This window comes from Flavitalea antarctica, assembly GCF_054461535.1.
In genome coordinates, this window is the sequence record NZ_JBTLQG010000019.1 from 96,731 (window position 1) to 111,229 (window position 14,499).

Sequence of the window (14,499 nt, forward strand, 5' to 3'; positions counted from 1 at the left end):
GTTCCTAGTTGCTCTAAAATTAATCCTTATGCATCAGTACATAATCAACGCCTCCCTCCAGATAATACCTGTTGTCCAGGACCGTCATCCTTATTTATGGGTGGATGAGGCTATTTCAGTTATTGAAGATTCGGGAATCTCCTATGATGTGGGACCTTTTGCCACAACCCTTGAGGGCACCTATGAACAGGTGATGAAAGTAATCAATGATGTGAATGAATTTCTTTTAAGCAAGGGTTGTTCAGAATGGATCAGTAACATCCAGATCCAGGTCAGGTCAAATGGAGATATCACAGGTGATGAGAAAACCAGTAAATATAAATCTGGTTTTTAATATATCTCATCTTCCATTTCAATCGTTTAGTATAGAACAGTTTTTTTTCTTTGGCAACGTCGGAAAACTGGTGCAGGCAGTTACACCTACGCGCCCCAGCGTCGTTTCCTCAGGTAAAACACTTATGAATTTGAATAAAAAGTAGCATTTATATTCATTTTTGTATATCATTGTAGGCGTTGACCATGAGGTGCCTGAATTGAAGTAATATAAAATAACCAGCCCTAGCCACATGATCCTTAAAAGCAAGATCCTATTATTAGCCAGGCTCATAATCCCGGTGATCTTCGCTTCCTGTGGACCCCCGGAAAAACCGAAAGACAATGATATTGTGGCTGTCGAGGAGAATATTAACAGCCGTATCAGCAAAAATCTTCAGCAAACAATAGAGTATGCGGTAATTAATAAGGGCAGGGTTAATGACTCCATCCTGCTTGCCCAGGTACACCTGGTTGAGAAAATTTATGCCGGCAACGGGTACAAATCTGTATGGCGAAACGATCAAAAGTGGTTGCCCGCGGCAGACTCCCTCGTCGAATTTATCAGGAGATCCAAAGAATTTGGCCTGTTTCCCGGAGATTATCACCTGAAGCCCGTCCAGGGTTCCTTATACCAGCTCGCGAATGATACCATAGCTGTGAAAAATGCGGCGTTGTGGAGCAGGGCGGACCTGATGTTGACCGATGCCTTACTACTGATTGCCAGGCACCTGAAATATGGAAGGCTTGAAAGGGATAGTGTTACCCTAAGGCCCGATAGCGTAATCAACGAAGAAATCTTTCTCAATACGTTCAACCAGGTGGTGCAGACAGGTGATATAAGGAATACGTTGCAACAGCTGGAGCCAAAGCATCCCGATTATGATTCGTTGAAGCTGGGCCTCAAATCGTTCCTGGATTCAATTTCATTCAGGAGATATACTTACCTGCTTTATCCCGATAAAGATTCAATCAGTTTCTATAAGAAATTACAGAAGCGCCTTTTTGAGTCAGATATTGTTCAGTCTGCCGTGGAGCCCATGGACACTACTGCCTGGCGCACAGTTATATCAACATACCAGAAAGAAAAGGGCTTGAGAGTTACCGGGAAGATCAACGAAACAACGGTAAACAGCCTGAATAATACTGATTGGGAAAAGTTTATCAGGGCCGCGATTACACTTGACCGTTATAAGCTTTTAGCAGACACCATGCCCATGACTTATGTATGGGTCAATATACCGGCTTATATGTTGAAAGTGGTAGATACAGACACGATGGTTTTTGAATCAAGAGTCATTGTGGGCACTACCAAAACACGGACCCCGGTACTTACATCACAGGTATCGAACTTCATAACGTACCCGCAATGGACGGTCCCCTACAGCATCATATTTAAGGAGATGTTACCACAGATCAAACGTGATGTCGGGTACCTGGCAAAACAAAATCTCATGATCGTCGACAAAAATGATTCTATCATTGACCCGTATACGATCGACTGGAGCAAGCTGAATAAAAACAGGTTTCCTTATCTGATCAAGCAGCGACAGGGAGATGATAATTCCCTGGGTGTCCTTAAATTTAATTTCGCGAACAAATACAGCGTTTATCTGCATGACACTAATGCCCGTTGGATGTTTGGTAAAAGCGACAGGGCCCTTAGTCATGGTTGTGTAAGAGTTAAGGATTTTCAGCGCCTGGCCAATTTCCTGGTCAGAAATGACACAATAAAATACCATCCTGATACGCTTAAGAACTGGATCAGCCGCCAGGAAAAACATGTGGTTTCAGGTTTCGCAAAAGTTCCGGTCTATATCCGTTATTTTTCCTGTGAAGGCAAAGGAGGCAGGATTAAGTTTTATCCGGACATCTATAGCGAAGACCGCATTTTGAGAAATCGCTATTTTGGTGACAAGACGATCATGTAGTCGATATGATGTCAGGTAATTACAAAGCAATTAATACAGGTTAGTACTATGATTTGAGCCAATACTGATTCTATGAAAACAACCATCTTATTTTTAACCTTCATGTGCTTTACCCTCCTTCAATCGGCAAGGGCACAGGATAAAGCGGGTAAACCGGGCCAGAAATCAACACAGAAATCTTCGGCTAAGCGCGTAAAAAAAACAGCTAAGATCCAGTATGGCATGGCGAGTTTTTATCATAGTAAGTTCCAGGGTAGAAAAACTTCTTCGGGCCAGCTATACGATCAGGATAAGATGACGGCTGCTCATAACGGGCTGCCAATGAATACCTGGATCCGTGTTACAAATATAAAAAATGGCAGAACAGTGGTCGTCAAAGTCAATGACCGCCTGCATCACCGCAACGAGCGCCTGGTGGACCTCAGCCGCACAGCCGCTTCCAAACTGGGATATATAGGTCGCGGACTCGCACGTGTAAAAGTAGAAGTGCTGGGAAAAATTAAACCGACTGAAATTGCAAAAAAGGAGTTGTAAATTTAACCCTTAGGCTGGCTATGAAGAAGATCGGGGCGATTTCTAAATCTTGTCTTTATGAGAAGGGGTTTTTTATTGGTTTTTTGTTTCACTACGTTTTATGATGTTGCTTCCAGTCAGGTTAACGGATTTATCCAGGATCCAACACTCTCTGTCTTCTTTGCCTTTAATGATTTCAAGTCCGCAGCAAATGTTCGTTCCAGCTCATTATCAGCCGCTATAAAAAACGATCAGTTTGGAAAAATAAGTGAAATGTCGCCGGGCCTCGGTTTAAATTATATTGAAGGTCTGGACGATCATTTTGATGTTTCCATTTCGCTTACGGGATCGTTCCTTGACTACCCGTTTGAAGACAAGCCGCCGCTTAATAAAGACAACTTCCTGATGGAAGGTGATGTTTCTCTGAGGGGAAAAATGTTTTCTAACAAAAGTGTCGTATCTCCCTACCTGCAGGTTGGTGCCGGAGCTTCTTTTTATGCAGGTTATTATGCTGCCTATATTCCGGCCGGTGGGGGATTACAGGTTAGCTTTTTTAATGAAGCTTACCTGCTTGTTAATGCACAGTACAGAATACCGGTCACGCCGCTTTCTTCATATCATTTCTATTATAGTATAGGTCTCGCAGGAAAGATCGGGAGGAAAAAACAACACCGGACACCTGAGCAGGTGATCATGCCCGTTAGAGAGATGTCTGACAGGGATACTGATGGAGTTGCCGATGCAGAAGATGCCTGCCCGGACACAAAAGGATCAATACAAAATAAGGGTTGCCCGTAATAACTAAATATTTCGACAGCAGTGATTTTAAAAATCTATCCTTCTGGTCTCACCTTTTCGGTTCTTTATTTCAATAGCTGAAACGTGTTCATTAATTTCAACGAATGATGATGACTGCGATTGAAAAGATGATCCCGCGTAATTCTCCATCTTACGTTTTCTCCCATTTTTTAATGTGAGTTTAACTTCTGTGTCATCACCATTTAGTGGGATCAGTTTTCCTGATTTTCTTTTGCGGTATAATTTAAGCCTGTCCTGGTTTTGGCTCCCTACCAGGAAATAATCCTTATTACTGCCCCGGATCTTTGCAAGCGCCTTGGCATTGCCAGGGATATAGATCCCACTCTCTGCCATGGTCAGCACTTTGAAATTCCCTTTACCATCGCCATTCATGATCAGGCCATTCAATGCATCATATCTTCCAATGGCGGGTTCTGCACCGAAATCGTTACCTGCCAGTGCAAGATCAAGATGACCATCGCCATTGAAATCATCGGCTACTATTCCAAATACCGGTGCAAGCTGTGCCTGCCAGGGTAGGGGGCGCATTAAAAATTTCCCATTGCCCTGGTTTTCGATATACGCGCTTTGCATAAAGCCAGCTTCAAGTGTATAGGCTGAGTCAATAACGCCGGGAGGAAACATGTTTCTTAGTTCGGCCCCGGCAAAGGATCTGTATGTCAGATATTTCTTTTTCAATGCCGGCAGTTGATCGATGATATCATTTCTTGACTGAGCGGCAAATTCTCTTTTGATCCCGGTTGAATCAAAAAGATATATGGATGGGATCGCTACCCAGCCTCCGTTGTTGGCAAAATCACCCGCATATATTCTCAGTGGTTCTTCCATCGTACCACGATAAAATGTATTGGTCCCAAGGTTTCCCGCAACATAATCTATGTCGCTATCATTGTCGAAATCGCCGCCGGTAATACTGTTCCACCAACCCCTGAACTTATCTGTTCCGGTGGATGATGATATGTCTTTAAATATGCCTTGCTGGTTCCTGAAAAATCTTATTGCAGACCATTCGCCGGCTACAATCAGGTCAGTCCACCCGTCGTTATCAAAATCAGTGAACATGGCATCGCAGCTCAGTCCAATATTCTTCAAGCCAGGAGCAGACGCATTGCTGATATCTGAAAACTTTATGTGCCCGGGCTTTGAATCGTTCCGATATAAATAACTACTCACCGCCTGGGGATACCGGCCCGGAAATACCCTTACACCAACAAACAGGTCGAGGTCGCCATCCTTGTCAAAATCAGCTGCCTTCACGCAGCTTTTGCTTGCATTGTTGAGGGGCAATACTTCGTTTGCATACCTGAATACTCCCTTGCCGGTGTTTTCATAGAACCTGTCGTCATAATACTTGTCGCCCGGCGCAGCTTCCACACTACCACTTGCCAGGTACAAGTCAAGGTCGCCATCCGTATCCGCATCAAACAGTAACAGTCCGGTTGTCTCTGATGCATTCGGGGTCACCGTTTTATCTGCAATTAATGGTCGTCTGACATATTTTCCATTTGGCTGCTGCATAAGTAAAGTAGTCGGTAAATTACCGGTACCGCCAAGGCAAATATCTTCGTAACCGTTGTTGTCAACATCTCCGATTGCGATGCCGGGCCCGTATTCAGAAAATTTATGCGGCAACAAACGCTGGTAATTAAAATCAATAAAATCCTTTTCGCTATGATGATAAGTGACATTCAGCAGATCGGTCACATCTGTGAAAAGGCCCTGGGGTGCTGACGGTACATGCGCTGCAGGGATAGCATCCTGTTGAGTGACCACCAGTGTTTGATTTTTGTTCACGTTAACAAGAGTCTGCCTGTTACCACCTGGCCATGTAACCACTACTGAATCTATAGTAGCTGAATCCGGAAGTCCAAACAGCAATATGTTTTCAACACATGACAGGTAGCCGCGAACCGGTGAATTTTCCCAGCTAAGTTGTTTGTTGCCAAAAAATATAGTGGCAATGGCACCAAGTCCATCCCTGTTGCCGTGGTTGCCCCTGAACTTAATTTTGATGAAGTCTGAGCTGGCGGTATCGTTTTCTTTTGCTGCATCATATAGCCTGTTTTCGTAAACAAAAGCTTCCTGGTTGATGTTGTTAACAACATAATCAAGGTCACCGTCATTATCGAGATCAGCATAAATGGCCCCGTTGGAAAAAGACGGTTCGTCAAGTCCCCATTCTTTTGTTTTATTAACGAATTTCAGATCACCTGTTTGCTGATAAGCATAATTGCTGACCCTGATCTGCGGTATCTCGTCCAATAAGGTTTGTTTGGAAGCAATCTTTCCAGCCATCGTTCTGAATGATACAAAATCGTGATCAGTTACATCGCGGGGGTAGCCATTTGTGATAAAGACATCTCTGTTGCCATCGTTGTCAAAGTCGGCAATCGAGGGGTTCCAGCTCCAGTCAGTCTCAGCAACTCCAGCAAAATATCCGAGGTCAGCGAACACAGGGTCACCGGTTGAATCATTGCCGAGTATCCTCGGTCCCATATTGATCTGAAGCGTGTTTCTTACATACTGGAAACTGTTTTCGCCGGCCATCATGGTCTGGTAGACATAATAATTATTGCCGCTCATATTCTTTTTCTTCCGGTAGTTGTCTTCCGGATTCATGTCTACGGCAATGATATCGTTGAGGCCGTCACCATTCACGTCCGCGACATCATTACCCATCGCATTCTGTGATGTGTGTTTGAAATAGATGTCAGACTTATTGGTAAAGGTTCCGTTCCTGTTATTTATGTATAAAAGATCGCCATCATAAAAATCGTTTGTTACATAAATATCTTTCCAGCCATCATTGTTAATGTCCGCAATGTTTACCCCCAGACCATAACCGGGTTCTTTGATCCCGGCCTGCGAAGAGACGTCAGTAAAAACAGGATGCTTTAACGATGCGCTCCAATCGTTCCGATATAATTTATCAGCATCAGCGCGGGCACTATCACCGGGGTTTCTGCCAGACAACTCTGCTACATTTCTTTGAATCAGCTTTGTTTCTACTACATACAAGTCAAGATCCCCGTCGTTGTCATAATCAAAAAAAGTTCCCTGCACAGAGTATCCTGTATCTGCGATCCCATATTCATTTGCAAGCTCCTTAAAAACCGGGATGCTATCTTTATTCTTTCCCTGGTTTACATATAAAAGGTTTCTTCTCCGGTTTGGATCTTTCTTTATAGCCATGCAAACATAGATATCCTGGAGTCCATCACTATTGATATCTACGACTGAAGCTCCATTGCTCCACATACCATCACCGGATACTTTCGCAATCTCAGTAACATCTGCAAATTCGAATTTTCCTTTGTTCAGGTATAACTTGTTGCCTACTGTACTGGCCGTAAAATAAAGGTCGGTCAGGCCATCATTGTTAAAATCACCAGCGGCCACACCGCCGCCATTATACAAAAACTCAAGGTCTATAGGATTTACAGAGTCATTTTCAATCACTTCATTGTTGAAATAAATATTAGTCGATATGGCTTCTCTTTTTGTAAATGCCTTACCTGGCCCTGTTCCGCAAGCAGCGACGATTTCAACCAAAAGCAGGAATATCAGAAGTTTTCTCATCGCGTCCATATAGCATACATTGATAAGCAGGCGAAAATTTATGATGTCAATTTAGGATTTAATAAAGTGAGATTCAAACAAAAAATTCAGTGAGATTCAAGCAAAATAATGAAGTGATTTGCAGGCAAAAATAAGCTGAGATTCAAGCAAAATGATAATGTGGACTGCAGACAAAAAAGACGTGATATCCAAACAAAAAAAACATCCTCAATGGAGGATGTTTTTCAAGCAATGTATGTTTTGTCAGCTTTTACTCAATTAGTATCCGGGGTTCTGGGTGAGTGTTGAGCCATTTTTTATGGCTATTTCAATCACTGTTGAGGGGATAGGGAAATACTCGTTTTTATTCTTGGTGAAGGAAGCAGTTTGCTTGTATGTACGTTTCAGCTTTTCCTTTTCCAGGTAAGCATTAAGCGTTTCAGCAGCTATGCCCCATCTTACCAGGTCGAAGAATCGATGTCCTTCATGTGCCAGTTCAAGGCGGCGTTCGAACCGAACCGCAGTTCTTGCAGCATCTTTGCTGGCGAAAGCAGCAGGGTAAGGATTGATAACATAGTTAGCAGGTGCTCCTGTAACCCAGCTTGCCGGATTTTTGGCCCGGTTTCTAACCAGGTTGATCCTTGTCCGGGCTACCTCCATTGATCCAACCTCGATCTCTGCTTCGGCAGACATAAGTAATACATCAGCATATCGGATGATATAAATATCCTTTGCTGTAATATTTCTCCAGCCTGAAGAAGTCAAAGTGTTCATATCCTTCTTGGAATAGATATGCTTTTTTGGACTGAATGGACCAGCATAGTTCTGATCACGTACCCATGAGTACCCCGGGTGCGGACCCCAATCCCAGAATGGAACACCTCTTCTTCCCACACTCCAGTCAAGGCGTGGATCAAGCGGAGTGGTATTGTCATTTGTATATGGATCGGCATCTTTTAATCCCTGGTCATTCTTAAGATCTGAGTTGTTAAACGTTGTTGGGAGCGGCAATCCATCGGCACCTGTTTTAAAAGCATTGACCAGGTTTTGCGATGGCTGGAAAAATCCGCAGCAACCGAAGTCACCACCATAAGGAAATGCTAAACCCAGCGATGCTTCACCAGTCTGGTCAACAGTTCCGGAAGCTGCAGAAGAAATAGCAAATACGGTTTCTTCATTGTTGTCAAACTGAGCGTCGAAATTCTTCCAGTAAGCATCCTGTAAACCATATTTGGTTCCCGAAGATGTGGTTCCATTCGCGATGATCAGATCATACAGCGCCTTGGCATCAGTAAATTTATTCTGGAACATATACACCTTGGCTAGGTATGCTGCTGCGGCCCATTTGTTGACACGTGCCTTTTCACTTTGGGTTGCAGGCAGGTTATCATAGGCAAATTTGAAGTCGGCTTCGATGAGCGGCCAGATCTCTGTAGTGTTATTATATTTTGTGGTAGTGTCCGAAATATAAGGAACATTTTTCCACAGCCTTTTAGCATCGAAATGGAAATGCGCTCTCAGGAATCTTGCCTGTCCCAGGATGTTCTTCTTGTCATCAGCAGACAGGCCCTCGATATCCGGGTTGTTAGCCAGCCTGATAACATCATTTGACCTGGCAACACCTTCGTAGAGCACTATCCACTTGTTATAAAAGTACCTGTTAGTGGGCTGGGATTTGTATTGCTCAACTTCGGTCATCTGCGGTTGGTCATTAGCGTCAGTGCCTTTATAGGCATCATCTGCTGCCACACCGGCGGTAGCCCAGTTAACTGCTGAGCCTTCCCATCCGTCACCGGATACACCCTGTCCGTCTATTACACCATAGGTGCCTATCAGCAATGCATCCAGTCCTTTCTTATTGGCAATAAGGCTTGACTCGTACTGTCCGTATGGCTTGGCATCAAGGAAAGATTTTTTACATGCCTGTATGATCAGCATTCCAAACAACACCACCGGCAGCAGACCATAGAGTGATATTTTTTTAAATCGTTTCATATAATTTTTTTTTCAGTGGTTGATTAGAATGTGACATTAAGACCAAAAGTGATAATCCGTGGAGTAGGGAAGTTTCCAAAATCAACTCCAAGGCTGTTTGCATCCGATCTCCTGGCACGGTAGTCACCGCGTCCTACCTGCTGAGTAGTGATTTCCGGATCAAGACCTGTATAATCAGTAATGGTAAACAGGTTTTGCGCCTGCAGATAAATCCTCAGCCTTTCGATCCCGATCTTTGCCATCTTATCAGCTGGTATAGTATAACCTATTGCAAGATTTTTCAACCGGAGATATCCGCCATTCTCAACAAAGTAACTTACAGGTACCTGTCCGCTCGCGCCATCAGACGCATCCAATACCGGTAATTTTGCATTACGGTTGTTTGGTGTCCAGCTATCGTATAAAACTCTCTTATCACGATTGCCCTGGAATGTGTTGAAGTCTGTCCAGTATCGTACATAGTTAACGATGTCACCACCATTTTTCCAATAAAGGAAGGCAGCGAAATCAAAATTTTTGAAGCTCGCACCAAGGTTTAAGCCTGCTGTGAAGTTTGGGTGCGGGTTGCCCATGAATGTTCTGTCGTCAACAGTGATCTTTTTATCCCCGTTTAAATCTTTATATCTCCATTTACCTATACCCCTGTTAGCCTGGTCCAAAGCATCAACTTCTGTTTGACTCTGGAAGAAACCATCAATGATATATCCATAAAAGCTGGAGATAGGCTGACCAGTCACTGAACGGTTGAACGGATCTATCCTTGATCTGTTTCCTTCAAAGAACGGATCTGCGATAACGCCTACCTCGTTTCTGTATAATGAGAAGGTGAGTCCTGCATCAAATTTGAAATCTCCGGATATGTCTGCACGGTATGACACAGAAAGATCCACTCCTTTATTGGTCATTTCTCCGATGTTTGTCGGCTGCCTGTCAACGTTACCATAGATCGTCGGATCCAGTTGTTTTTCATACAACAGATCCTTTGTCAGACGGCGATATAAATCAAGAACGATGTTGATCCTGTTGTCCAGGATAGATGCATCAAGTCCGATATTGGTGGTATAGGCTTCTTCCCACTTAACATCGGGGTTGCCTACCCCGTTGTGCCTGAGTCCTGCAGAAAAGCCGGTATTGCCCCCGTCGATGGGATAGCTGGCGTTACCCCGGTCAAATTCAAACGTGGTAAGAAATCCAAAGTCAAGGATGTTATCATTACCAAGATAACCGTAACCAGCTCTCAGTTTCAGGTCATTCAGCCATGAAATGTCTTTCATGAAATACTCTTCCGATATCCTCCATCCCAAACTACCGGAATAGAAATTACCATACTTATTGTTCGGACCAAATCCATTTGAAGATCCATCCCTCCGGAAAGAAGCACTCAACAGATATTTGTCATTAAACATATAGTCAAGCTTGGCAATCACCGGTGAGTACTTCCGGTAGCGAAATTCATAACTGGAACCGGATGGAGTTGTATTAAGACCTGAGTTTATCTGCCAGAAATTCCTGTCAAAAGAAAAATAATTATTTGTGCTCGCATCTACACCACGACCTGAACCTTGTACCATTTCAGTACCTAACAGGAACTTGACATCATGTCTGTCAGCAAAGATCTTTTGAAATCCGAGTGTGTTATACCAGGTGGTAAGATATCCAAAGCTTTCGCCTTCGTTGAAATTACCTGTACCGCCCCTGCCTTCTGCATTCTCATATTGTGGTACGCCAAAATTGTAGTAATGGCTTGTTCCATAATCCATCCCCAATACTGTTTTCAAGGTGAAGTATTTCAGGAATGCGATTTCAGCGTAAACAGATCCAATGATACCAACTTTCCGGTCAACATTATCCTTGCCTCTTTGCAGGTTTGCAAAAGGATTGGATGCGTTTCCAAGGTTTGATCCCCTGGTTCCTGCATAATTGCCTTTCAGATCAAATACAGGAACGATAGGCTGCATACGATAAGCCATTGATATCGCATTGCCTTCATCCTGGTTGGTAAAACCATGTTTATCTATGTAGTTAACCTGTAAGTTTTCGCCGATTTTCAGGAAGTTCTTAACTGTGAAGTTTGTGTTTGCCCTTACTGAGTATCTTTTGTAGTCAGTGTACTTTATGATACCTTCCTGGTTAAAATAATTAATACCAAAAAGATAGTTGCCTGCCGCGGTTCCCCCTGATACAGTAAGACTGTGATTCATCATCGGCGCATTCTGCGTAATGGCATCCATCCAGTCGGTTCCGGTTTTGTTAGCAGGTACTATCAGGTAGGTACCTGCACCATTCACATCATTAAGATCAAGCTTATACAGACTTGGGTTTGCCAACGGGTCGCCCGCCTGCACACCGCTTGCAGTTCCTGCCAGGATATATTCCGGAGTTACTGGAGTTGCAGTAGAAGTTTTGCCACCATTGTATTGACCGAGATTGAAACTGGTGGCGGTTTGACCAGGAATGCCTTTCTGAAGGCCCAACAGGTATTGTCCGTATTCTTCGGTATTCAGAAGATCGTATTTTTTTGTCAGCGACTGAACACCATAATAGGCATCATAAGTTACTTTCGACTGACCTTTTCCTTTTTTAGTGGTAACGATAATTACCCCGTTTGCAGCCGCAGCTCCATAAACGGCCGCAGCAGAGGCGTCTTTCAACACCTGCATTGATTCTATATCCGTAGGATTAAGATCAGAAATAGAACCGATACGAGCTCCATCAACAATATAAAGTGGCTCGTTGGCATTGAATGTTGTGAATCCACGTATCCTTACAGAAGCGCCGGCTCCCGGAACACCTGAGGTTCCCACGTTCACGCCCGAAGCCCTTCCCTGCAGGAGACTTTCTACGTTCGAACCCGGGTTCGCAACAAGTTCCTTGGTATTAACCACGGATACCGAACCAGTGATATCTTTCTTACGCTGGGCAGTGTAACCGGTAACAAGTATTTCATTAAGGGTAGAATTGCTTGGGGCCATTTCGATAAGGAGGGTATCGCCGGCGGAAAGTGGTACATCAACGGCGTCATAACCTACCGAAGTTATAGTCAGTACGTCATCTGCCTTATTTGTCTTGATACTAAATGAGCCATTTGTATTCGTCTGTGTACCAGTACTGGTGCCTTTCAGGGCAACACTCGCATTGGGGATGGCTGCTTTTGTGCCCTTGTCGATCACCCGGCCGTTGATGCTTCTCTGAGCAACCACGGTCTGTGTCAAAACCATAAGGAAAATGAGCGGTAGCTGGGATCGTACCCGGCGGAGGAGTTGTTTCATACAGCAGAGTTTCATTGATTAGATGAGGAAATTAACATAATTTTAATACATTCAATCTTATCCAGTAGCTAAATTTTAAATTTTTATTAACACACTGTTTAAAATTCTTTAATTACAATAAAATGATTGCTTTATATAATTATAAAATATATAATATTATTCAATGGTTCGTATCCGGGGCTTTACTATCGGCATACTAAGTGGATTTTTTCTCATAAGTCACTGTATGCCAGACGCTGAGGTTCGTCCCATCAACATTTTCAACCGGAAGGGCGAACAGTTTGCGGGAACCCTTAGTTGTAGTTCCTGTCACAAGCCCATTACCACAGCATTCACACATACACAACACGCTTGGTCCAGTGCAGAGGCAAACGAGGAAACAGTGAAGGGAAATTTTCAACCCGGAAAAAATGTTTTCGCGCTTAATTATTACGAACGTGTGTATATGGAAAAAAGGGACAGTGGCTTGTACCAACAGGCCATACACGGTAAGGTAATAGGGGAGGCGAAGCGTTTCGATATTGTTGTCGGTTCTGGCCAGGGCGGTCAATCTTATCTTTATTGGGAAAAGGACGGTTTATACCAGTTACCAGTATCTTATTACACGCCCGCAGATACCTGGTCGGGTAGTCCAGGTTACAATGACTTCGCGGTTAATTTCAAAAGAACCGTAACACCCCGCTGCATGGAATGCCATGCTACCTTTGCTGGATCCATGTTTCCAGACAATATCGCTTCCAACCGGTTTAAAAAAGATTCCATTATTTATGGTGTCAGCTGCGAAAGTTGCCATGGCCCTGCTGCCAGGCACGTGAACTACCATAAACTTCATCCTAAAGAAAAGAAAGCAAGATTTGTAGTGGCAGTGGCTGATTTAAGCAGGCAGTTACAGCTCGATATCTGCGGACTTTGTCATTCAGGGTTACAAGAGTCGGTTAAACCTGCCTTTACTTTCTCCCCGGGTGATTCGCTGGTTAACCACTATAGAATTAATCATGATATTAATAACCCGGATAACCTGGATGTGCACGGTAACAAATTTGCGTTACTCCAGTCGAGCAAATGCTTTCTGCTGAGTCCGTCTATGACCTGTTCAACGTGTCATAACACACATGAAAATGAAAAAGGTAAACAGGAAATTTTTGCGGCCAGATGTGTGAATTGTCACAAAGACGAGCACTCGCAAATTCCGCCACCTGCACCTGAGGACGGGAGCCGTGGAGGAGCACCGCTATCGCGGGATGTGATCAGGCAAAATTGTGTAACCTGTCATATGCCGGCGAAATCTTCAACATCCCTGACCGTTAAACTGGAAGATGAGTTCCGGAAGACGCCGGCCGTACTCAGGACGCATCGGATAGCCGTGTATCCCGAAGAAACGGGGAAATTGTTTCAGTATATTGACTCGGTGGCTGGCCGAAGTAAATAGCCGGTAAAATCTTGCAGGAAATGGGCGATGGTTGTAGCCAGGGGAAGGATCATATTATCCTCAGTTTTCCTTATCCTTCTTTTTGAAAAGTCGTTTAAAAAATCCCCCTTTTTTTTTCTTGTCCTCTTCCGCGGGCACGGTTGGTTTTATCTCTGTTGTTTCTTTCTTTTTGCCTTTCGCTTCCTCGAGCACTTTGGATTCTTCCAGCGACTGCTTTGACTCTACCGGTACATTGCCGGCATCAGGGGTGCTGAGATATTCGTCAGCATTACCGTTGCCTGATTCATTACTTTCATTTTGAACCGGCTGCGTATTGATAAGGCGGTAATCGTATTCTACTTTCATATTCTCCGGTTCCGGAAACTTTGCCTGCCGGTCAAGTCCCAGCGTTTTATCTGCCAGTGCCTTCTTAAAAAAGTATTCGTAAATCGGTCTTGCAGCCTGTCCGCCTTCTCCAAGTTTACCTTCAAGCCTCACAAACGGATCATCGCAACCGATCCAGACACCTGCCTGCAACTGAGGCGTAAAGCCCATGAACCAGGAATCCGAATAATCATTGGTGGTACCTGTCTTTCCGCCCATTTCTGCAACGCCAAGTCTTGATCTCAGGCCTGCAGCGGTACCGATATCAACCGGTCCCTGCATCATGCGGGACATAATATACGCTGTTGAC

The 14,499-nt window shown here is 44.0% G+C and carries 8 protein-coding genes and 1 pseudogene; 5 read left to right on the forward strand and 4 right to left on the reverse strand.

Going from position 1 to position 14,499, the window contains the following annotated elements; genetic code table 11:
- The first annotated feature begins 28 nt into the window (after positions 1 to 28).
- The 4 genes from ACX0G7_RS16930 (at position 29) to ACX0G7_RS16945 (ending at position 3,554) form a co-directional block, all read left to right on the forward strand.
- Entirely contained in the window at positions 29 to 334 is a 306-nt protein-coding gene (locus ACX0G7_RS16930; RefSeq protein ID WP_458924694.1) for a thiamine-binding protein, read from the forward strand.
- A 232-nt stretch (positions 335 to 566) separates the two neighbouring features.
- Positions 567 to 2,243 (forward strand): L,D-transpeptidase family protein, encoded by a 1,677-nt coding sequence (locus ACX0G7_RS16935; RefSeq protein WP_458924695.1) that lies wholly within the window; start codon positions 567 to 569, stop codon positions 2,241 to 2,243.
- A 72-nt stretch (positions 2,244 to 2,315) separates the two neighbouring features.
- A complete protein-coding gene (locus ACX0G7_RS16940) occupies positions 2,316 to 2,777 on the forward strand; it encodes a septal ring lytic transglycosylase RlpA family protein (protein WP_458924696.1) in 462 nt (153 codons plus the stop codon).
- 57 nt (positions 2,778 to 2,834) lie between these two features.
- A complete protein-coding gene (locus tag ACX0G7_RS16945) occupies positions 2,835 to 3,554 on the forward strand; it encodes a hypothetical protein (protein WP_458924697.1) in 720 nt (239 codons plus the stop codon).
- Positions 3,555 to 3,581: 27 nt separating this feature from the next.
- Here ACX0G7_RS16945 and ACX0G7_RS16950 read toward each other — a convergent pair whose 3' ends face one another.
- The 3 genes from ACX0G7_RS16950 to ACX0G7_RS16960 form a co-directional block, all read right to left on the reverse strand.
- On the reverse strand, positions 3,582 to 7,154 hold the full coding sequence (locus tag ACX0G7_RS16950; RefSeq protein WP_458924698.1) for a VCBS repeat-containing protein: 3,573 nt from the start codon (positions 7,152 to 7,154) through the stop codon (positions 3,582 to 3,584).
- 258 nt (positions 7,155 to 7,412) lie between these two features.
- Complete coding sequence (locus ACX0G7_RS16955; RefSeq protein WP_458924699.1) at positions 7,413 to 9,128, reverse strand: RagB/SusD family nutrient uptake outer membrane protein; 1,716 nt, start codon at positions 9,126 to 9,128, stop codon at positions 7,413 to 7,415.
- Positions 9,129 to 9,151: 23 nt separating this feature from the next.
- Positions 9,152 to 12,397, reverse strand: a complete 3,246-nt coding sequence (locus ACX0G7_RS16960) for a SusC/RagA family TonB-linked outer membrane protein (protein ID WP_458924700.1) — start codon at positions 12,395 to 12,397, stop codon at positions 9,152 to 9,154.
- A gap of 163 nt (positions 12,398 to 12,560) precedes the next feature.
- Between ACX0G7_RS16960 and ACX0G7_RS16965 the strand changes: the two genes are divergently transcribed.
- Positions 12,561 to 13,826 carry a multiheme c-type cytochrome gene (locus tag ACX0G7_RS16965; RefSeq protein ID WP_458924701.1) on the forward strand — a complete coding sequence of 422 codons (1,266 nt, stop codon included), beginning with the start codon at positions 12,561 to 12,563 and terminating at the stop codon, positions 13,824 to 13,826.
- Positions 13,827 to 13,886: 60 nt separating this feature from the next.
- Here the strand turns inward: ACX0G7_RS16965 and ACX0G7_RS16970 are convergent.
- Positions 13,887 to 14,499 (reverse strand): annotated as a pseudogene (locus ACX0G7_RS16970) (penicillin-binding protein); the annotation flags it as partial.

Bases quoted from the DNA above. Each gene is read 5' to 3' on its own strand.
- ACX0G7_RS16940 (WP_458924696.1), top strand. From the start codon at position 2,316: ATGAAAACAACCATCTTATTTTTAACCTTCATGTGCTTTACCCTCCTT.
- ACX0G7_RS16960 (WP_458924700.1), bottom strand. From the start codon at position 12,397: ATGAAACAACTCCTCCGCCGGGTACGATCCCAGCTACCGCTCATTTTC.
- ACX0G7_RS16945 (WP_458924697.1), top strand. From the start codon at position 2,835: ATGAGAAGGGGTTTTTTATTGGTTTTTTGTTTCACTACGTTTTATGAT.
- ACX0G7_RS16955 (WP_458924699.1), bottom strand. From the start codon at position 9,128: ATGAAACGATTTAAAAAAATATCACTCTATGGTCTGCTGCCGGTGGTG.
- ACX0G7_RS16930 (WP_458924694.1), top strand. From the start codon at position 29: ATGCATCAGTACATAATCAACGCCTCCCTCCAGATAATACCTGTTGTC.
- ACX0G7_RS16965 (WP_458924701.1), top strand. From the start codon at position 12,561: ATGGTTCGTATCCGGGGCTTTACTATCGGCATACTAAGTGGATTTTTT.
- ACX0G7_RS16950 (WP_458924698.1), bottom strand. From the start codon at position 7,154: ATGAGAAAACTTCTGATATTCCTGCTTTTGGTTGAAATCGTCGCTGCT.
- ACX0G7_RS16935 (WP_458924695.1), top strand. From the start codon at position 567: ATGATCCTTAAAAGCAAGATCCTATTATTAGCCAGGCTCATAATCCCG.